The 19,611-nt window shown below is 70.9% G+C and carries 16 protein-coding genes; 12 read left to right on the plus strand and 4 right to left on the minus strand.

What is annotated here, in order from left to right:
- Positions 1-90 precede the first annotated feature (90 nt).
- The 6 genes from ABGB12_RS11325 (at position 91) to ABGB12_RS11350 (ending at position 8,696) form a co-directional block, all read left to right on the plus strand.
- On the plus strand, positions 91-2,214 hold the full coding sequence (locus ABGB12_RS11325; RefSeq protein WP_347676744.1) for a molybdopterin-dependent oxidoreductase: 2,124 nt from the start codon (positions 91-93) through the stop codon (positions 2,212-2,214).
- Positions 2,214-3,716: an FAD-dependent oxidoreductase gene (locus ABGB12_RS11330; RefSeq protein ID WP_347676746.1), complete on the plus strand. Its 1,503-nt coding sequence runs from the start codon at positions 2,214-2,216 to the stop codon at positions 3,714-3,716. Before ABGB12_RS11325 ends, ABGB12_RS11330 begins: the two co-directional genes overlap by 1 nt.
- A gap of 187 nt (positions 3,717-3,903) precedes the next feature.
- The gene (gene nirB, locus ABGB12_RS11335; RefSeq protein WP_347676748.1) at positions 3,904-6,432 is read left to right on the plus strand and encodes a nitrite reductase large subunit NirB; all 2,529 of its coding nucleotides are present in this window, start codon (positions 3,904-3,906) and stop codon (positions 6,430-6,432) included.
- A gap of 2 nt (positions 6,433-6,434) precedes the next feature.
- Complete coding sequence (gene nirD / locus ABGB12_RS11340; RefSeq protein WP_347676750.1) at positions 6,435-6,767, plus strand: nitrite reductase small subunit NirD; 333 nt, start codon at positions 6,435-6,437, stop codon at positions 6,765-6,767.
- Between the two features lie 14 nt (positions 6,768-6,781).
- The gene (locus ABGB12_RS11345) at positions 6,782-7,957 is read left to right on the plus strand and encodes a uroporphyrinogen-III synthase (RefSeq protein ID WP_347677707.1); all 1,176 of its coding nucleotides are present in this window, start codon (positions 6,782-6,784) and stop codon (positions 7,955-7,957) included.
- A 40-nt stretch (positions 7,958-7,997) separates the two neighbouring features.
- On the plus strand, positions 7,998-8,696 hold the full coding sequence (locus tag ABGB12_RS11350; protein ID WP_347676752.1) for a CbiX/SirB N-terminal domain-containing protein: 699 nt from the start codon (positions 7,998-8,000) through the stop codon (positions 8,694-8,696).
- Positions 8,697-8,703: 7 nt separating this feature from the next.
- On the opposite strand, the gene ABGB12_RS11355 is transcribed toward ABGB12_RS11350, so the two are convergent.
- The 3 genes from ABGB12_RS11355 to ABGB12_RS11365 form a co-directional block, all read right to left on the minus strand.
- On the minus strand, positions 8,704-9,168 hold the full coding sequence (locus ABGB12_RS11355; RefSeq protein WP_347676754.1) for an SRPBCC family protein: 465 nt from the start codon (positions 9,166-9,168) through the stop codon (positions 8,704-8,706).
- A 73-nt stretch (positions 9,169-9,241) separates the two neighbouring features.
- The gene (locus ABGB12_RS11360; protein ID WP_347676756.1) at positions 9,242-10,627 is read right to left on the minus strand and encodes an RNA polymerase sigma factor; all 1,386 of its coding nucleotides are present in this window, start codon (positions 10,625-10,627) and stop codon (positions 9,242-9,244) included.
- Positions 10,628-10,918: 291 nt separating this feature from the next.
- Positions 10,919-12,064 (minus strand): AMP-binding protein, encoded by a 1,146-nt coding sequence (locus ABGB12_RS11365; protein ID WP_347676758.1) that lies wholly within the window; start codon positions 12,062-12,064, stop codon positions 10,919-10,921.
- Between the two features lie 58 nt (positions 12,065-12,122).
- Here ABGB12_RS11365 and ABGB12_RS11370 point away from each other — a divergent pair, with 58 nt between their 5' ends.
- The 6 genes from ABGB12_RS11370 to ABGB12_RS11395 all read left to right on the plus strand — a co-directional run bounded on the left by ABGB12_RS11370 (position 12,123) and on the right by ABGB12_RS11395 (position 19,356).
- Positions 12,123-13,022, plus strand: a complete 900-nt coding sequence (locus ABGB12_RS11370; RefSeq protein WP_347676760.1) for a 1,4-dihydroxy-2-naphthoyl-CoA synthase — start codon at positions 12,123-12,125, stop codon at positions 13,020-13,022.
- Positions 13,022-13,939: an o-succinylbenzoate synthase gene (locus ABGB12_RS11375; protein WP_347676762.1), complete on the plus strand. Its 918-nt coding sequence runs from the start codon at positions 13,022-13,024 to the stop codon at positions 13,937-13,939. The genes ABGB12_RS11370 and ABGB12_RS11375 overlap by 1 nt, the downstream gene beginning before the upstream one ends.
- Positions 13,936-15,603 (plus strand): 2-succinyl-5-enolpyruvyl-6-hydroxy-3-cyclohexene-1-carboxylic-acid synthase, encoded by a 1,668-nt coding sequence (menD, locus tag ABGB12_RS11380; protein WP_347676764.1) that lies wholly within the window; start codon positions 13,936-13,938, stop codon positions 15,601-15,603. The genes ABGB12_RS11375 and menD overlap by 4 nt, the downstream gene beginning before the upstream one ends.
- Before the next feature lie 212 nt (positions 15,604-15,815).
- Positions 15,816-17,162: an NAD(P)-binding domain-containing protein gene (locus tag ABGB12_RS11385; protein WP_347676766.1), complete on the plus strand. Its 1,347-nt coding sequence runs from the start codon at positions 15,816-15,818 to the stop codon at positions 17,160-17,162.
- Entirely contained in the window at positions 17,159-17,950 is a 792-nt protein-coding gene (locus ABGB12_RS11390) for an SDR family oxidoreductase (protein ID WP_347676768.1), read from the plus strand. The genes ABGB12_RS11385 and ABGB12_RS11390 overlap by 4 nt, the downstream gene beginning before the upstream one ends.
- Complete coding sequence (locus ABGB12_RS11395; RefSeq protein WP_347676770.1) at positions 17,947-19,356, plus strand: amidase; 1,410 nt, start codon at positions 17,947-17,949, stop codon at positions 19,354-19,356. The genes ABGB12_RS11390 and ABGB12_RS11395 overlap by 4 nt, the downstream gene beginning before the upstream one ends.
- On the opposite strand, the gene ABGB12_RS11400 is transcribed toward ABGB12_RS11395, so the two are convergent.
- Entirely contained in the window at positions 19,328-19,513 is a 186-nt protein-coding gene (locus tag ABGB12_RS11400) for a hypothetical protein (protein WP_347676772.1), read from the minus strand. The genes ABGB12_RS11395 and ABGB12_RS11400 overlap by 29 nt on opposite strands.
- Positions 19,514-19,611: the final 98 nt, after the last annotated feature.

Genomic DNA, 19,611 nt, shown 5'->3' on the forward strand with positions numbered 1-19,611 from the left:
ACAATCAGTCGTGCCCCGGGTGAGCGCCAATTAACACCGCGGTCATGCAAGGGACGCGGGCCGGAAACGGCCCCCGAACACGATCGAGACATGGCCGCAAGCGAATTGGGTGCCACACCCACCCACTGTCCGTACTGCGCGTTGCAGTGCGGCATGTCGATCGCCGTCGGACCAGAGACCACCGTGATCACCCCGCGTGAGGACGTGCCCGCCAACGCGGGCGGCCTCTGCCAGAAGGGTTGGTCGGCGGGGGAGCTGCTGGACGTCCCGGACCGGGTGACCGCCCCGCTCATGCGGGTGCACGAGGGAGCCCCGCTGGAACCGGTGTCCTGGGAGACCGCGCTCGACGCGATCGCCTCCCGGATCAAGGCGCTGCAGGCGTCCCACGGCCCGGACGCCGTCGCGGTCTTCGGCGGCGGAGGGCTGACCAACGAGAAGGCCTACCAGCTCGGCAAGTTCGCCAGGATCGCCCTGCGGACCTCGCAGATCGACTACAACGGGCGTTTCTGCATGTCCTCGGCCGCCGCCGCGCTGAACCGGGCGTTCGGCATGGACCGCGGGCTGCCCGGCCCGATCACCGACGTGGGCGACGCCGACGTGGTGCTGATGGTCGGCGGGAACGTCGCCGAGACGATGCCCCCGTTCGTGCGCCACCTCAACCGGATGCGGGAGAACGGCGGCGCGCTGATCGTCGCCGACCCGCGCCGCACGGCCACGGCCAGGCAGGCCGACCTGCACCTGCAGCTGACCCCCGGCACCGATCTGGCGCTGGCCAACGGCATGCTGCACCTGGCGCTGGCCGAGGGTCTGCTGGACGAGTCCTACATCGAGGCCAGGACCAGCGGGTTCGATCGGCTGCGGACCGCGGTCAACTCCTACTGGCCCGAGCGGGTGGAGCGCATCACCGGGGTGCCGGTGGCGCACATGCGCGAGGCGGTGCGGATGCTCGCGACGGGCGGCCGCTCCCTGATCCTGACCGCGCGCGGGGCCGAGCAGCAGGCCCAGGGCGTCGACACCGTCACCGCGTTCATCAACCTGGCGCTGGCCCTGGGCCTGCCGGGGACCGAGGGCTCCGGGTACGGGTGCGTCACCGGCCAGGGCAACGGCCAGGGCGGCAGGGAGCACGGCCAGAAGGCCGACCAGCTCCCCGGCTACCGCAGGATCGACGACCCGGAGGCCAGGGCCCTGGTGGCGGAGGTGTGGGGGGTCTCACCCGAGATCATCCCCGGCCCCGGCCGGTCCGCCTATGAGCTGCTGACGGCTCTGGGCACTCCGGGAGGCCCCAAGGCGCTGCTGCTGTTCGGTTCCAACCCGGTGGTCTCCGCGCCGCGCGCGTCGGTCGTGGAGGAGCGGCTGAACGCGCTGGACCTGCTGGTGGTCTGCGACTTCGTGCTGTCGGAGACGGCGCGGCGCGCCGACATCGTCCTGCCCACCGCCCAGTGGGCCGAGGAGTCGGGGACGATGACCAACCTGGAGGGGCGGGTGCTGCGCCGCCGACGGGCGACGACGCCGCCCGAGGGCGTGCGGACCGACCTGGAGATCATTCGGGGGCTGGCCGTCCGGCTGGGGGCGCCCGGCACCTGGAGCACCGAGCCGGAGGAGGTCTTCGCCGAGCTCGGCAGGGCCAGCGCGGGCGGCATCGCCGACTACTCGGGCATCACCTACGAGCGCATCGAGCGGGAGGGCGGGGTGTTCTGGCCCTGCCCGTCCCCGGACCACCCGGGCACTCCGCGGCCGTTCCTCGATCGGTTCGCCACGCCCGACGGCCGGGCCAGGTTCATCGCGGTGGAGCACCGCGGTCCTGATGAGGACGTCGACACCGACTATCCGCTCTACCTGACCACCGGCCGGGTGCTGGCCCACTACCAGAGCGGCGCCCAGACCCGGAGGGTGCGGCAGCTGGTGGAGGCCTCGCCCGAGTCGTTCGTCGAGCTGCACCCCGACCTGGCCGAGCGGCTGGGCGTCGAGCCCGGCTCGCTGGTGCGGGTCTCCAGCAGGCGGGGGGTGTCGATCGCCCGGGCGCGGCTGACCGACACCATCCGCGACGACACCGTTTTCATGCCGTTCCACTGGGGCGGGGAGGGCCGGGCGAACACGCTCACCAACCCCGCGCTGGATCCGACGTCCCGCATGCCGGAGTTCAAGGTCTGCGCGGTGCGGGTGGAGCCCGCCGGTCCTCCCGCCCCCGACTCCCACCCCTTGGAAGGCGTCTGATGAGCATTGTCGTGGTCGGCAATGGGATGGCCGGATCGCGTCTGGTCACCGAGTTGCGAGCCAGGGACCGGAAGGTCCCGATCACCGTCTTCGGCGCCGAGCCGCAGCGGCCCTACAACCGGGTGCTGCTGTCGAACGTGCTGGCCGGGCACACCCGGCCCGACCACATCGAACTGGTCGACGAGGCCTGGTACGAGCGGCAGGATGTGGACGTCAGGGCCGGGGTGTCGGTCCTGTCGATCGACCGGGAGGCCCGGGTGGTGCTGGCCTCCGACGGCTCGGTGACCCCCTACGAGACCCTGGTGCTGGCCACCGGCAGCACCGCCTTCATACCGCCGATGCCCGTGCTGGGTCCCGACGGGCGGGAGGGCAGTGCGGCGGAGGGGCTGCCCTCGGGCGCCCTGGCCTTCCGGACGCTGGAGGACTGCCAGGAGATCATCGAGATGGCGCGCACCGCCCGCAGGGCGGTCGTGGTGGGCGGCGGGCTGCTGGGCATCGAGGCGGCCCGGGGCCTGGTCGGCAGGGGCCTGGAGGTGACGGTCCTGCACCTGGCCGGGCATCTGATGGAGCGGCAGCTCGACCCCGAGGGCGGCAGGGTGCTGGCGCGGACGCTGGACGGGCTGGGGATCGGCTCCCGGCTGAACGCCGCGGTCTCCGCCCTGCGGACGGCGGAGGGCCCGGACGGCGGGCCGGTCGTGTGCGGAGTGGAGCTGTCCCTGCCCGGCGGGGGCGGTGAGTTCGTCGAGGCCGATCTGGTGGTGCTCTCCTGCGGGGTGAAGCCCGAGGTGTCCCTGGCGCGTGACGCGGGCCTGGCCGTGGGCCGCGGGATCCTGGTGGACGACGAGCTGAGGTCGGTCGACGACCCGGACGTCCGGGCGATCGGCGAGTGCTGCGAGCACCGCGACGAGGTGTACGGGCTGGTCGCCCCGGCCTGGCAGCAGGCCGAGGTGCTCGCGGGCCTGCTGGCGGGGACCGAGCCCGCCGCCCGCTTCACCGGCGCCAAGCAGGTCACCCGGCTGAAGGCGGCGAGCATCGAGCTGGCCTCGATGGGCGAGACCCACCACGGCGACGAGGACGAGGACGTGGAGGTCCTGCGGTTCGCCGACTCCTCGCGCGGCACCTACAAGAAGGTGGTGATCAGGGACGGCCGGCTGATCGGCGCGATCCTGCTGGGGGACACCTCGACCGCGGGGACGCTCACACAGCTGTACGACCGCGCGTCCGCCCTGCCGTCGGAGCGGCTGAGCCTGCTGTTCGGCGGGATCGGCGGGATCGGCGGGGCGGCGAGCGCCGACACCCCGGTGCGGATGCCGGACGCGGCGACCGTCTGCCACTGCAACAACGTGTCCAAGGGCCGGATCCGGGCCTGCTGGCAGGACGGGGCCAGGACCGCCGAGGAGGTGGCCGAGGCGACCCGGGCGAGCACGGGCTGCGGTTCCTGCCGGGACGCGCTGGAGGGCATCGTCTCGTGGCTCCAGGAGCAGGAGTCGGTGGACGTCTGACCCTTTCGGACCGAAAACCCGGCGTGACTCGAAGTCGCGGCGGGTTTTACTTATTGGAGAAAAAAGTGCATATTGTCCGTTTATTGGTCACGCCATGACAACAGGGATGTCTCGACGTGAGCGTATTTTAACACAGGGGTGACAAAGGGGACGCGGACGCGAAACGCGCTCTTCCGAATATCGGCACATGGAAGTTGGAGGAGAGGCACCCCCTGAAAACCTGGTGGTGGTGGGCCACGGCCCGGCCGCGCACCGACTCGTCGAGGCGCTGCGCGAGCGTGACACCGCCGGCGCCTGGAAGATCACGGTCATCGGTGAGGAGTCGCGCACCGCGTACGACAGAGTCGCGCTGACCACCCACCTGGAAGGCGCGGAACTGGCCTACCCCCCGCACGGTGCCGAGGTCTCGGTGCTCACCGGAGAGCGGGCCGTGGAGATCGACCGGGAGACCAGGACCGTCGTCACCTCGCTCGGACGGACCGTCGAGTACGACGCGCTCGTCCTGGCCACCGGTTCGGCCCCGTTCGTCCCGCCGGTCGAGGGCAAGGACCTGCCCGGAGTCTTCGTCTACCGCACGATCGACGACCTCGACGCGATCCGCGACTACGCCGAAGGCCGCACCAGCGGCGCGGTGATCGGCGGCGGCCTGCTCGGCCTGGAGGCGGCCCGCGCCATCCAGGGCCTGGGCCTGGCCAGCAGCGTCGTGGAGGTGGCGCCCTGGCTGATGCCCCGCCAGCTGGACGAGGGCGGCGGCGCCATGCTGCGCCGCCACATCGAGGCCCTGGGCATGGCGGTGCACGCCGGCACCCCGATGACCCGCCTGGAGGCGGGCGGGGACGGCGCGGTGGCCAAGGTCGTCCTGCAGGACGGCACGGAGATCGACTCCCAGGTCGTGGTGTTCTCCGCCGGGATCCGCCCGCGCGACGAGCTGGCCCGCGGGTGCGGCCTGAAGGTCGGCGAGCGCGGCGGCATCGTCGTCGACGCGGCCTGCCGCACCGAGGACCCCGACATCTACGCCATCGGCGAGTGCGCGCTCATCGGCGGCATGGTCTACGGCCTGGTCGGCCCCTGCTTCACCATGGCCGAGGTGGTCGTCGACCACCTGCTGAACGGCGACAGCTCCGCGACGTTCGAGGGCGCCGACCTGTCCACCAAGCTCAAGCTGATGGGCGTGGACGTCGCCAGCTTCGGCGATCCCTTCGCCGACACCGCCGGGACGCCGGGCGCACTCGGAGTCACCTACACCGACCCCGTCGCCGGCGTCTACAAGAAGCTGATCGTCAGCGACGACGCCAGGACACTGCTCGGGGGTGTCCTGGTCGGCGACGCCGAGTCCTACTCCACGCTGCGCGCCTATGTCGGCGGGCAGCTGCCCGGAGCCCCGGAGCAGATGCTCTTCGGCGGCACCGAGGCCGCGGGCGGCGACCTGCCGGGCGCGACGGTGATCTGCTCGTGCAACAACGTCACCGCCGAGAAGATCCGCTGCGACATCGCCGAGCACGAGCTGCGCGACGTCCCCTCGGTCAAGGGCTGCACCCGCGCCGGGTCCAGCTGCGGAAGCTGCGTCCCGCTGGTCAAGAAGCTGCTGGACGCCGAGCTGGCCGCGGCCGGCATCGAGGTCAGCAAGGCGATCTGCGAGCACTTCGAGTACTCGCGGGCCGAGCTGTTCGACATCATCCGGGTCCGCCGGATCACCACGTTCAGCCGGCTCATCGCCGAGCACGGCACCGGGCGCGGCTGCGACATCTGCAAGCCCACGGTCGCCTCGATCCTGGCCAGCCTGGGCAACGGGCACGTCCTGAAGGGCGAACAGGCGGCGCTGCAGGACACCAATGACCACTTCCTGGCCAACATGCAGAAGAACGGCACCTACTCGGTGGTGCCGCGCATCCCCGGCGGGGAGATCACCCCGGACAAGCTCATCGTCATCGGCGAGGTCGCCCGCGACTTCGGCCTCTACACCAAGATCACGGGCGGGCAGCGCATCGACTTGTTCGGGGCCCGGGTCGAGCAGCTCCCGCGGATCTGGAAGCGGCTGGTGGACGCCGGCTTCGAGTCCGGCCACGCCTACGGCAAGTCGCTGCGGACGGTGAAGTCCTGCGTCGGCTCCACCTGGTGCCGCTACGGCGTCCAGGACTCCGTCGGCATGGCGATCAAGCTGGAGCTGCGCTACCGGGGCCTGCGCGCCCCGCACAAGCTCAAGTCCGCGGTCTCCGGCTGCGCCCGCGAGTGCGCCGAGGCCCAGTCCAAGGACTTCGGCATCATCGCCACGGAGAAGGGTTGGAACCTCTACCTGTCGGGCAACGGCGGTATGCGGCCCCGCCACGCCGACCTGTTCGCCACCGACCTGACCGACGAGCAGCTGATCACCTACATCGACCGGTTCCTGATGTTCTACATCCGGACCGCCGACCGGCTGCAGCGCACCTCGGTCTGGATGGAGTCGCTCGAGGGCGGCCTGGACTACCTGCGCGAGGTCATCGTCGACGACAGGCTGGGCATCTGCGCCGAGCTCGACGCCGCGATGGCCCGGCACGTGGAGACCTACTCCGACGAATGGGACGACACCCTGAAGGACCCCGAACTGCTGAGCCGGTTCGTCTCCTTCGTCAACGCCCCCGAGACCCCCGACCCGAGCATCTCGTTCGAGGTCGAGCGTGAACAGATCAAGCCGGTCCTGGTGGCCGGATCCAGCCTGGAGGTGATCAGCAAGTGACCATGACCGCCGTCGCTACCTGGGTGGACGTCTGCTCCTACACCGACCTCCTCCCCGAACGGGGAGCATGCGCGCTGGTGGGAGGTCGGCAGGTGGCCGTCTTCCGCACCTATGAGGGCGAGTTGTACGCGCTGTCGAACCTCGACCCGTTCAGCAACGCGTACGTGCTCTCGCGGGGCATCCTCGGCAGCCGCAACGGGGTGCCGACGGTGGCGTCCCCGATGTACAAGCAGGTCTTCGACCTCACGACGGGCCTGTGCCTGGACGACCCGGCCACGTCCGTCCCCACCTTTTCCATCAGGCTCAACGGCGACCGCGTGGAAGTGATGACGTGACGATTCAGGCGGGTGTGCTGAACAACAGTGAACCCTTGTCGGGGTTCGCCGTCGGGGTGACAGCGGCCCGCCGGCACGAGGAGCTGGCGGCTCTGCTGGAACGCCGGGGCGCGCGTGTCGTGCACGCCCCGGCGATCCGGCTGGTGCCGCTCCAGGACGATGCCGAACTGCTGCACGCCACCGAGGAATGCCTGAACCGTCCGCTGGACCATGTCGTCATCACCACCGGGATCGGTTTCCGCGCCTGGCTGGAGACCGCCGACGGATGGGGCCTGAGGGACGCGCTCATCGAGCGCCTGGGCCAGGTCAAGGTCATGGCTCGGGGCCCCAAGGCCAGGGGCGCGATCCGCTCTGCGGGCCTGCACGAGGAGTGGTCTCCGGAGTCCGAGAGCTGCGAGGAGGTGCTCAAGCACCTCCTGGAGTTCGAGCTCGAGGGCGCCCGCATCGCCGTGCAGCTGTACGGCGAGCCGCTCCCGGAGTTCACCGACGCGCTGCGGAGCCGCGGCGCGGAGGTGATCGAGGTGCCGGTCTACCGCTGGTCCAGGACCGACGACTCCACTCCGCTGCGCAGGCTGGTCGGCCAGGCCGTCGCCGGGACGGTCGACGCGATCACCTTCACCAGCGCTCCCGCGGTGAGCGCCACCCTGGCGGTGGCCGCCGAGGACGGGCTGGAGGACGCGCTGGTCGAGGCGCTGCGCACCCATGTGGTGGCGGCGTGCGTCGGCCCGGTCACCGCCTTCGCGCTCACCGAGCGCGGGGTGCCGACGGTCCAGCCGGAACGGGCCCGGATCGGGGCGCTGGTGCGCGCCCTGGTGGAGAACCTTCCGGTCCGCCGTTCCCGCAGGCTGCATGTGCGCGGCCACGCTCTGGAGCTGCGCGGCCACGCGGTCGTGCTGGACGGCCAGCTCAAGCCGATCGCGCCCGCCCCCATGGCGATCCTGCGGGCGCTGGCGCGCCGGCCGGGCCATGTGGTGTCGCGCGCCGAGCTGTGCGGGGTGCTGCCCTCCCGGGTGGTGGCCGCCGGGTCCGCGTGGTCCACCCGGGACAACGGGCGCCCGCAGGCCGACGAGCACGCGGTGGAGATGGCCGTGGCGCGGTTGCGCCGGGGCCTGGGCCGGACGGGCATCGTCGAGACGGTCGTCAAGCGCGGGTACCGGCTGGCCTGCGATCCGGTCCGCGAAGGCGTCTAGCGGGCCGCGAGGGAGCACAGGGCATCGGGGAGGTAGAGGCGTGACGGTTCTGCTCGGGGTGGCCCACGGCACCCGTGATCCAGCCGGGACCCGGGTCATACGGGAACTGTTGTCCCTGGTCCGCGCGGCCCGTCCGGAGCTGGCGGTCGGAGAGGCCTACGCGGAGGTGGCCGCCCCCTCGGTGGCCGAGGCGGTGCGGGAGCTGGGGTACAGGCCGATGGTGGCGGTGCCGCTGCTGCTCGGCCGCGGCTACCACGTCCAGGTGGACATCCCCGCACAGCTGGCCGAGGCGGGCGCGGACGCCGTGGTCTCGCGTCCCCTCGGCCCCCACCCGGAGCTGACGGGCGCACTGCTGGACCGGCTGGGCGACGCGGCGGAGGCCGGCGCGGTGGTGCTGGGCGCCGCCGGCTCGACCGATCCGCGGGGTGTCGCCGACGTGCGGGCCGCGGCGCGGCTGTTGGGCCGGGCGCTGGGCCGTCCGGTGCCGTTCGGTTTCGTGGGCGGCCCCGGCCCCGGCCCCGGCCCCGCCCTGGCGGACGTCGTGGCCGAGGCCAGACGCGGCGGTGCGCGGAGCGTGGCGGTGGCGTCCTACCTGCTGGCGCCGGGGTTCTTCCAGCGCCGCGTGGAGGCGGCGGGGGCGGACTTCACGTCCCGCCCGCTGGGCGCCCACCAGGGGCTGGCGCGGTTGATCCTGCGCCGGTACGACGAGGTGGGTTTCGGGGTCCGCGGGGTGGCCTGAGCGGCGCTCAGCCGACGGCCTCCAGCCCTCCGGGGCGTTCCCTCAGGGCGAGCCGGTCGAGTGACGCCAGGGCCGCCCTGGTCTGTTTGCGGGCCTCGGCTCCGGCGACCCGCACCAGTACGCCCGCGGCGCGTCCGCCGGTCACCTCGTACCGGCAGGTCACGAGGGTTCCGGTGCCCTGCGGCTCGAGCCGCAGGACCGTCCTCAGCCGGGCGTTGGCGGTGAGGGGGGTGTTCATGACGACGAGGCGGCCGGGCCGCACGTCCTCGAACGTCCAGTGGAGTTCGCCGGCCATGCCCAGGATGGTGACGCACTGGACGAAGGTGCCGCCCGTCCGGGGCGGTGCCTCCGGGGGTTCGGGAAAGGAGTCGTGGACGGCCAGCCACTCGGGATAGGCGTCGAACCGCTGCAGGAGGCGCCACAGGCCCTCCGGGGGAGCGGTGAGTTCTGCGGAGACGGTGAGGGTCGCCATCAACACTCCGGGATGGTGGGGATGCCCCCCTCATGCCCGGTGACGGCGGCCCTCAAGCGTCGGATCTTTCGGATCAGACGGCGAAGTCCAGCAGGGGCTGGGCGTTGCTGGGGTGGCGCAGCTTGGACAGCGACTCCTTCTCCAGCTGGCGGATGCGCTCGCGGGTCAGGCCGAGGTGCTTGCCGATCTCGTCCAGGGTGCGCGGGGTGCCGTCGTAGAGCCCGAACCGCATCGCCATGATCTTGGCTTCGCGGGGCGAGAGCACCGACAGGGCCCGGCGCAGCTGGTCGGCCATGAGCTGGCGGTCGACCAGTTCGGAGGCCTCGGGGCTGTCGGTGTCCTCGATGAGGTCGCCGATGCGGGTCTCGCCGTCCTCGCCGATGGTGGAGTCCAGGCTGATCGGCTGGCGGCTGGTGCGCAGCAGCTCCCTGACCTGCTCTGGGCTCTTGCCCATCTCGACGGCGAGTTCCTCGGGAGTGGGTTCGCGGCCGAGCTTCTGGTGCATGTCGCGTTCGATGCGGCTGAGCTTGCTGAGCATCTCCAGGACGTGGACGGGCAGCCGGATGGTGCGGGCGGAGTCGGCGAAGCCGCGCTGGATGGCCTGGCGGATCCACCACATGGCGTAGGTGGAGAACTTGTAGCCCTTGGAGTAGTCGAACTTCTCCACGGCGCGGATCAGGCCGAGGTTGCCCTCCTGGACGACGTCCAGCAGGGACAGGCCGCGGTCGGAGTACTTCTTGGCCACGGAGACGACCAGGCGGAGGTTGGCTTCGAGCATGTGGGCCTTGGCGCGGTGGCCGTCCTCGACCAGCCACTCCAGCTCCTCGCGGAAGTCGGCGGGCAGGTCCGGCTCGTTCTCCAGCTTGTACTCGGCGTACAGGCCGGCCTCGATGCGCTTGGAGAGGTCGACCTCCTGCTCGGCGGTGAGCAGCTGGCGGCGGCCGATGGCCTTGAGGTAGGTGTGGACGGAGTCGCCCATCACCGAGCTGTTGTCGTCGAGGTCGCGGGTGCTGACCTCTTCGACCTCCTCCTCGACGGCGGCGGGGTCGAAACCGGTGTCGTCGTCGTCCAGCGCGATCTTGTCGGGCGCCGTCTGCACGACGGTGGCCCGCCCCGCGGGCTCCTGGGGGGCGGCGGGCTCGGCCTGCGCGGTGGCCCTGGTCTGCTCGGCGGAGGCGTTGGAGGTGCCGGCCTTCTTGTCGGTGGCCGCGGTGGCCTTACCGGCGGGGGACTTGCGCGTCCGCGAGGGGGCCTGGGCGGTGTCGGCGAGGCTGACGCCGTGCTCGGTGAGCTGCTTGATCAGGGAACGTCCTTGGGCGGGGGTGATCCCGGCCTCCTCGAACGCCTCACGGACTTCGGCGAGGGAGAGGGTGCCACGGGAACGGCCCAGCGCCAGCAGGTCGTCGAGGTGCTTGCCGCCCTGTTCGATGGGCGAGTTCGCTGCGGGCTTGCGGGGCATGGGGACCGGCCCTCCCTTCTGAAGACTGGCAGATGGCCATGCTGAGCCATTTAATGCGCACTATCCGAAACGAAGAGACATGTCCAGAATGTTCCCGAGTAGCGGAACTCCCGGCCCTCGATCTCCGGTCCGAGCTGGGCGGGGGCGCCGCCCTCCCCGTCGGGCGCAGGCCTGTGGCGGGGAGGGGTTTCGGACGGCCAGGGCCGCTCCTGACGGCGTCTGACACTGGGAAGACGTGCGGGAGGGCCGGGAGGTTCACCTCGTTGGCGGCGTTCTAGCTCACAACTAGACTTACTTTGTAAAGGTCCCGGGCCGCGACGACATCCGCAACCGCTCCCGGTCCGGCTTGCCCGAGGGCAGCAGCGGCAAGGCCTCCCGCAGTTCCAGCTCCCTGGGAGCTGCGGGAGCCGGCAGCTCGGCGCGCACCCACTCCCGCACCTCCCGCAGGGAGAGAGGCGCGTCGGCGACGACGACGGCCGTCACACGCTGGCCCCACTCGGGATCGTCGCGGCCCACGACCACCACGTCCCGGACCGCCGGGTGACGCGAGATCAGCTCGGCGACCTCACCCGCGACGACCTTCTCCCCGCCGGTGTTGATCACATCGTCGGCCCGGCCGCGCACCCGCAGCAGGCCCCGCTCGTCGAAGGCCCCGAGATCGTTGGTGACGAACCACTCGCCGGTGCGGGCGGGCTCGTGCCGGTATCCGGAGAACAGGACGGGACCGGCCAGCCGGATCCTGCCGTCCCCGCCCAGGGAGACCCGCACGCCCTCCAGCGGCAGGCCGTCGTAGACGCAGCCGCCGCTGGTCTCGCTCATGCCGTAGGTGGTGAAGATCCGCGCGCCCCGGGCGCGGGCCCGCTCCAGCAGCGCGGTGGGGGCCGCCGCGCCGCCCAGCAGGATCGAGGCGTACCCCGCCAGGTCGGCTCCGGCGTCCAGCAGCCGGCCGAGCTGGGTGGGGACGAGCGAGACGTGCACCCCTCCGGCGCGGGCGGCCGCCTGGAGCTCGAACCCCGGATGGATCACCGGCTCGGTCCCGGCCGTCAGCGCCCGCACCAGGACCTGGATCCCGGCGATGTGGCCGGTGGGCAGGCAGCACAGCCACGGCGCGTCCGGGTGCCCGACCCGCTCGAGGGTGGCGCGGGCCGAGGCGACCAGGGCGGCGGCCGGAAGCTCGACGATCTTGGGGGTGCCGGTGGAGCCCGAGGTGGCGATCAGCACCGCGGCCTCGGTGGGCAGGCCGCCCGGCAGCGGGTGCAGGCCGTGCTCGTCCAGCAGGGCGTCCGGCCGCGCGGCCTCCAGAAGCCGTTTCAGCGCGGTGTCGGGCAGGCCGGGGGAGAGGGGGAACAAGGCGGGCCCCGTGCCGTCCAGAGCCGCGGAGAGCGCCTCCAGCAGGCGGGGGCCGGGCGGCAGGACGGCGGCGTGAACGGATCTCATGGCTTGATCAGCCTACCCGTGGCAGAAGACGGCCCTCGGAGGCGATTGAATAGGGCGCATGGTCTCCCAGCTTTTCGACGCGAACAGGTGGAAGGAAGTCGAAGGTTTCGACTTCACCGACATCACCTACCACCGGGCGGTGGACCAGGGCACGGTCCGCATCGCCTTCAACCGTCCCGAGGTGCTCAACGCTTTCCGCCCCCACACGGTGGACGAGCTGTACCGTGCTCTCGACCACGCGCGCCTGACCGGCGACGTCGGCGTCATCCTGCTCACCGGCAACGGCCCCTCTCCCAAGGACGGCAAGTGGTCGTTCTGCTCCGGAGGCGACCAGCGCATCCGCGGCAAGGACGGCTACAAGTACTCCGAGACCGAGACCGCCGAGGGCATCGACCCGGCGCGGGCGGGCCGGCTGCACATCCTGGAGGTGCAGCGGCTGATCCGCTTCATGGGCAAGATCGTCATCTGCGTGGTGCCGGGATGGGCCGCGGGCGGCGGGCACAGCCTGCACGTGGTCTGCGATCTGACGATCGCCTCCCGCGAGCACGCGAGGTTCAAGCAGACCGACGCGGACGTGGCCAGCTTCGACGGCGGCTTCGGCTCGGCGTACCTGGCCCGCCAGGTCGGCCAGAAGTTCGCGAGGGAGATCTTCTTCCTGGGCGACACCTACTCGGCCGAGGACGCTCACCGCATGGGCATGGTCAACGCGGTGGTGCCGCACGAGGAGTTGGAGAACACCGCCCTGGAGTGGGCGGCGAAGATCAACGGCAAGTCGCCGACGGCCCAGCGCATGCTGAAGTTCTCCTTCAACCTCATCGACGACGGCCTGGTGGGCCAGCAGGTGTTCGCGGGCGAGGCCACGCGGCTGGCCTACGGCACCGCCGAGGCGGCCGAAGGCCGTGACCAGTTCCTGGAGAAGCGCGACCCCGACTGGTCGCCCTACCCCTGGTACAGCTGATGCGGGCGTTCTCCATCCCGATGCGGACCCGGTTCCGGGGGCTGACGCGCAGGGACGGCGCGCTCGTCCGGGGACCGGCGGGGTGGGGGGAGTTCTCGCCGTTCGCCGAGTACGGCCCCGCGGAGGCCGCACGCTGGCTGGCCGCGGCCCGCGAGGCCGCGTTCGAGGGCTGGCCCGCGCCGCTGCGGGACCGGATTCCGGTGAACGTGACGGTCCCCGCGGTGGGGCCGGAGCAGGCGCACCGGATCGTGAAGGCCGGCGGCTGCCGGACGGCGAAGGTGAAGGTCGCCGAGCGCGGTCAGAGTGACGCCGACGACCTGGCGCGCGTCGAGGCGGTCCGGGACGCCATCGGGCCCGGCGGCCGGGTGCGGATCGATGTGAACGGCGGATGGGACGTCGAGCACGCCGTACGGATGATCCGGCTGCTGGACGGGTTCGATCTGGAGTACGTCGAGCAGCCGTGCGCGACGGTGGAGGAGCTGGCGTTGGTGCGCCGGCGCGTGGAGGTCCCGGTGGCGGCGGACGAGTCGATCCGCCGGGCCGAGGACCCCTACAGGGTCCGTGACGCCGAGGCCGCCGACGTCGCGGTGCTGAAGGTCCAGCCGCTGGGCGGGGTCCGCCCGGCGCTGAGGATCGCCGAGGAGATCGGCCTGCCGGTCGTGGTGTCCAGCGCGGTGGAGACCTCGGTGGGCCTGGCCGCGGGCCTGGCGCTGGCCGCCGCGCTGCCGGACCTGCCGTACGCGTGCGGGCTGGCGACGCTGCAGCTGCTGGAAGGCGATGTGGTCGCCGATCCTCTGGTGGTGGAGGACGGGTGCATCGCGGTGCGTCGTCCCCGGGTGAGGGAAGAGGAGCTGGCACGTTTCGAGGTGGATCCCGGGGCGTGGCGGCGGCGAGCTGAAGAAGCGGGGAGTGCATGAATCCGGCGACCGCGCTGGCGACGGTGCTGGTGGATGAGCTGTTGTGCGGCGGGATGACGGACGCCGTGCTGGCGCCGGGGTCGAGGTCGGCTCCGCTGGCGTTGGCGCTGGAGGCGGCCGAGCGGTCCGGGCGGGTCCGGCTGCACGTGCGCGTCGACGAGCGGTCCGCGTCGTTCCTGGCGTTGGGCCTGGCCAAGCGCACGGGGCGTCCGGTGGTGCTGGTGTGCACGTCGGGGACGGCCGCGGCGAACTTCCACCCGGCGGTGATCGAGGCATCGGAGACGGGGGTGCCGCTGCTGGTACTGACCGCCGACCGTCCTCCGGAGCTGCGGGGGACCGGCGCCAACCAGACGATCGACCAGGTGAAGCTGTACGGTTCGGCGGTCCGCTGGACGTGCGAGGTGGGAACACCGGAGGAGCGGCCGGGCATGGTCGCCTACTGGCGGTCGATGGCCGGCCGCGCGTACGCGGCGTCGCTGACCCCGGATCCGGGGCCGGTGCATCTGAACGTGGCGTTCCGCGAGCCGCTCATCCCGGGCGGCGACGAGCCGTGGTGCGAGCCGCTGGAGGGGGATCCCGAGGGCGGGCCGTGGACGAAGGTCCGGGCGTCGATGCCGGGGACGGCTCTGCGGGTTCCGGCGACGCGGCGGGGTGTGCTGGTCGTGGGGGACGGGGCCGCGAACGTCAAACGGTATGTGGCGGCGGCGTCGATGGCCGGGTGGCCGGTGCTCTCGGAGCCGATCGGCAACGGCCGTTACGGCGACAACGCGATGTCGTCGTACCACTTCCTGCTGGGGGTCCAGGAGTTCGTGGAGCGGCACCAGCCGGAGGTCGTGGTGACGCTCGGCAAGCCGGGGCTGTCCAAGCCGCTGCTGGGGATGCTGAGTCGGGCGCAGCAGCACATCGTGGTGAGCCCGACGCTGGCGCGCTGGCCCGACCCGGTGCGTTCGGCCACGCAGGTCGCCCAGGAGGTGGAGATCCCGGTCGTGTCGGGGGACGACGGGTGGCTGAAGTCCTGGAAGGCGGCCGACCAGGCGGCCTCGGCGGCGGTGGACCTGGTGCTGGACGAGGGCGACGAGGTGACCGAGCCGCGGCTGGCGCGGGATCTGGCGGCCGTGCTTCCCGGCGGGTCGCTGCTGTTCGCCTCGGCGTCGATGCCGGTGCGGGACCTGGACCAGACGATGCGGCCGCGCCGGGGTCTGCGGATCATGGCGAACCGGGGTGCGTCGGGGATCGACGGGCTGGTGTCGACGGCGATGGGGATGGCGCTGGGGCACAGCGGGCGCTCGTACGCGCTGCTGGGGGACCTGGCGTTCCTGCACGACCAGAACGGGTTGATGACGGGTCCCACGGAGGCGGTTGCGGATCTGGCGCTGGTGGTCGTCAACAACGACGGCGGGGGGATCTTCTCGCTGTTGCCGCAGGCGTCGTTGCGGGGTTCGTTCGAGCGGGTCTTCGGGACGCCGCACCAGGTGGAGCTGGCGCACATCGCGGCGGCGCACGGGATCCCGTACAAGCGGCTGGAGTCGGCGTCGGGGCTGGGCCGGGCGCTGGCGGGCGAGGGCCTGCGGATCGTGGAGGCGCGGACGGACCGGGAGTTGAACGCCGCGCTGCACGTCCGGATGCGCCAGGCGGCGCACGAAGCGGTCAAGAGCGCCCTGTAGTCATCGGTGTCTCGCGGTCTTCTCATCGGTGTTCCGGTCTTACCTTACTACGTAAAGGCCCCGGGTGGGTTGCACCCACTTCCTTCTCCTCAAAGGACTGAAGACTCAACAACCAAGAAGTGGATTCGCGAGATCTTCTCATGTTGAGGGGGTTCGGCTCTTCCGATGAACCACCTCGGACCGGTTCAATGCGGTCAGAGGAAAGGAGCACGATGACCGGGACTGCTGACCGGGTGTGCGTGATCGGCGCGGGTCCCGCGGGACTGTCGACGGCGCGGGCGCTGAGACGGCTGGGCGTCGCCTACGACCAGTACGAGCGCCACACCGACGTCGGAGGTGTCTGGGACCTCGACAATCCGGGCACCCCGATGTACGAGTCGGCGCACTTCATCTCGTCCCGACGGACGTCGGGTTTCTTCGGCTTCCCGATGCCGGAGTCCTATCCGGACTACCCCGGTCACCGGCGGATCCTCGCCTACACCCGCGGGTTCGCGGAGGCGTACGGCCTGCGCGAGCACATCCGCTTCGGCACGGCCGTCACCCGCGTCGAGAAGGACGGCGACGGGTGGACGGTCGAGCTCGGCGATGGGAGCAGGCATCCGTACCGGGCCGTGGTGTGCGCGACCGGCGTCACCTGGACGCCCCGCGTTCCCCGCCACGAAGGCGATTTCACCGGTGAGATCCGGCATTCGGTGACCTATCGCGAGCCGGCCGAGTTCCGCGGCAAACGGGTTCTCATCGTCGGCCTGGGCAACTCGGGCGCCGACATCGCGTGCGACGCGGCTGCCAACGCCGACGCCGCGTTCGTCAGCGTCCGGCGCGGCTACCACGTCATTCCCAAGCATTTGTTCGGTGTTCCGACCGACGAGTTCGCCGAGAGCGGTCCGCAGTTGCCGCTGAAGCTGGAGCAGCCGGTCTTCAAGGTGCTGCTGCGGTTGCTGCAGGGTGATCTGACCCGGTTGGGCCTGCCGAAGCCCGACCATCGGTTGTTCGAGTCGCATCCGCTGCTCAATGATCAGCTCGTTCACCATCTGCGGCATGGTGACGTGGCGGTCAAGGCTGATGTGGCCCGGTTCGATGGGCCTCGGGTGTGTTTCACCGACGGTACGAGCGAGGAGGTCGACCTGGTGCTGTACGCCACCGGGTACGACTGGTCCATTCCGTATGTTCCTGAGAAGTACTTTCGGTGGCGGGATGGTCGGCCGGAGCTTTATCTGACCGCTTTCAACCGTGAGCACCGCAATCTGTTCGGTGTCGGGTATCTGGAGGTGAACTCCAGTGCGTACACGCTGTTCGACCACGTCAGCGATCTGGTCGCGCAGTACCTCCATGACCAGGAGCACGATCCCGGTCGTGCCGCCCGGTTCGAGGAGATGATCGAGCGGGACGAGCCGGAGTTGGGCGGAGGCATTCGTTTCGTGGATTCGGCGCGGCATCGTTCGTATGTCGATGCCAAGGCGTTCCGCGGGTATCTGGCGCGGGTGCGTGGGCGGATGGGCTGGCGGGGGCTGACGCCGGGCATGTTCGACGGCCTTCTGGTGGATGGGGCGGGGCGTTGAAGGTCGCGGTGGTCACGGGGGCGGCGGGGTCGATCGGCGCGGCGGTCTGCTTGAGGCTGGTCGAGCGCGGGTTTCGGGTCTTCGCGGTCGATGTGGACGAAGAAGGGCTGGCGCGGTTGCCGGAGGCGGTGACCGCGGTGCGGTGTGATCTGACGGATCTGGCGTCGTATGACTTGGTGGCGTCCGTCGTCAAGGAGGGTGCCGGGCGCTGTGACGTTTTGGTGAACAACGCCGGGATCGTTGTGACGACGCCGTTCGAGGAGGCCACGGCGCAGGAGCTTCTGAGGGAGCAGCAGCTCAATCTTCAGGCACCCATGTTGCTCACGAGGGCGTTGTTTCCGCTGTTGCAGGAGGCGAGGGGGCAGGTGGTCTCCGTGGTGTCGTTGGGGGCGCTGCTTCCGTTGGCGCAGAGTCCGGGTTACAGCGCGTCGAAGTTCGGTCTGCGGGGCTTTCTGCTGGGGCTGGCCATGCGGGAGAAGGAGACGGGGGTTGGGGTCAGCATCGTCAATCCCAGTGCGGTCGATACCCCGATGTTGCGGCATGAGGCGGCGACGGGTGGTTCTCCGCTGAATTTCCTGGGGCGGCCGATGGAGGCGGGTGCGGTCGCGGAGGTGGTCGTGGGGCGGTTGCGCAGGCCCCGGTTGGAGACGAATCTGCCGGCGTCGGATGGGTGGCTGGTGAAGACGGCGATGCTCTTCCCGGCGTTGGTGCGCCGGGCGCGGCCGGTTCTGGAGTGGGTCGCTCGGCCTGCTTTGAGGAAGTATCAGCGGAGGCATGGGATTTCATGAGTACTGGACGGACCGTTCATTCTTTTACCGACGATGCGCTCGGGGATTTGGACGCGGTGGGGTTGGCCGCGGAGATCCGGTCGGGTGGTGTGGGCCGTGAGGAGGTCGTCGAGGCGGCGATCGCGCGGGCGGAGCGGGTCAACGGGGATCTCAACGCGGTGCAGGCGGACTGTTTCGAGAGGGCCAGGCGGGTCGCGGGGCGCGCGCCGGGCGGGGTGTTCTCGGGGGTTCCGTCGTTCGTGAAGGACAACACCGATGTGGTGGGGCTTCCGACGTGTCACGGGTCGGCGGCGTTCGATCCTCGTCCGGCGAAGAGGACGGGGCCGCCGGCTGCGCAGTTCCTGGCTCAGGGGTTCGTGCTGCTGGGCAAGTCGACGATGCCGGAGTTCGGGTTGACCGCGAGCACCGAGTATGTGGGGCGTCCTCCGACGCGCAATCCGTGGAACACCGCGTATTCGGCGGGTGCGTCTTCGGGTGGTGCGGGTGCGCTGGTCGCTTCGGGGGTGGTGCCGATCGCGCACGGCAATGATGGTGGTGGTTCAATCCGTATTCCGGCGGCGGTGAACGGGCTGGTGGGGTTGAAGACGACGCGTTGTCGGCTGCTGGATCAGCCGGGGGCGCGGAGTTTGCCGGTCAATCTGGTGTCGGAGGGGGTGTTGAGCCGGACGGTTCGGGATACGGCGCATTATTTGGCGGCGGCTGAGCAGTACCGGTTGAACAGGGCGTTGCGTCCGGTCGGGCTGGTGGAGGGTCCGGGTGGGCGGCGGCGGATCGGGGTGGTCCGGTACGACGTGCTGGGTCGTCCGGTGCATCAGGAGACCGGTGCGGTGCTGGATTCGGCGGTCAAGGCGCTGGCGGGGCTGGGTCATGAGGTGCGTGAGGTCCGGTTGGATCTGGACGCGCGGTTCGTGGAGGATTTCAAGCTTTATTGGGCTTTGTTCGCGGTGGTGTTGTCGGCGGCGTCCAAGGCGGGGCACGGCAGCGCGTTCCGTCCCCGTGATCTGGATCCGTTCACCAAGGGGCTGGCGGGGATGGTCCGGCGGGCGCCCTGGGCGGTCGTGCCGGCGGTGCGGCGGCTGCGTGGTGCGACGGCGCTGTACGACGCGCATTTCGCGGAGGTGGATGTGCTGTTGAGTCCGGTGTTGTCGCATCCGGCGCCGCTGCTGGGTGAGTTGGCTCCGGACCAGCCGTTCGAGGAGACCTTCGCCAAGCTCGTCGACTACGTGGGGTTCACGCCGATCAACAACATCGGCGGTGGCCCTGGTATCTCCGTTCCGCACGGTCTTTTCTCCAACGGGCTGCCGGGCTCGGTCCAGCTTTCGGCGGCGCGCGGTGGTGAGCGGACCCTGCTGGAGTTGGCGTATGAGTTGGAGGAGGTCAGTCCGTTCCCGCGGATCGGCCGGTAGTGGTTTCGGGGTCGTTCGGCGCTGGTCGGGGCGCCGGGCGGCCGCCGGGCGTCCAGCGGTGGACGTCGATCGAACCGTAGCGGCCGTCCGTCAGGATCGAGCAGGCGGCCTCGGGGGAGGGGGCGCGCAGGAGGGCGGCCGTGCAGAAGAAGTCCATTTCCCAGTCATAGCAGGGTGTGGCCGGTAGCTTTTATCGCCATGACCGCCCTGGATGTACTCTTCGACGTCTGATCGACCGGCTTCGGGGAACCGCGG

Origin of the sequence: Actinocorallia sp. B10E7 (genome assembly GCF_039871655.1) — a bacterium.
In the GTDB taxonomy this organism is placed as follows: Bacteria; Actinomycetota; Actinomycetes; order Streptosporangiales; family Streptosporangiaceae; genus Actinocorallia.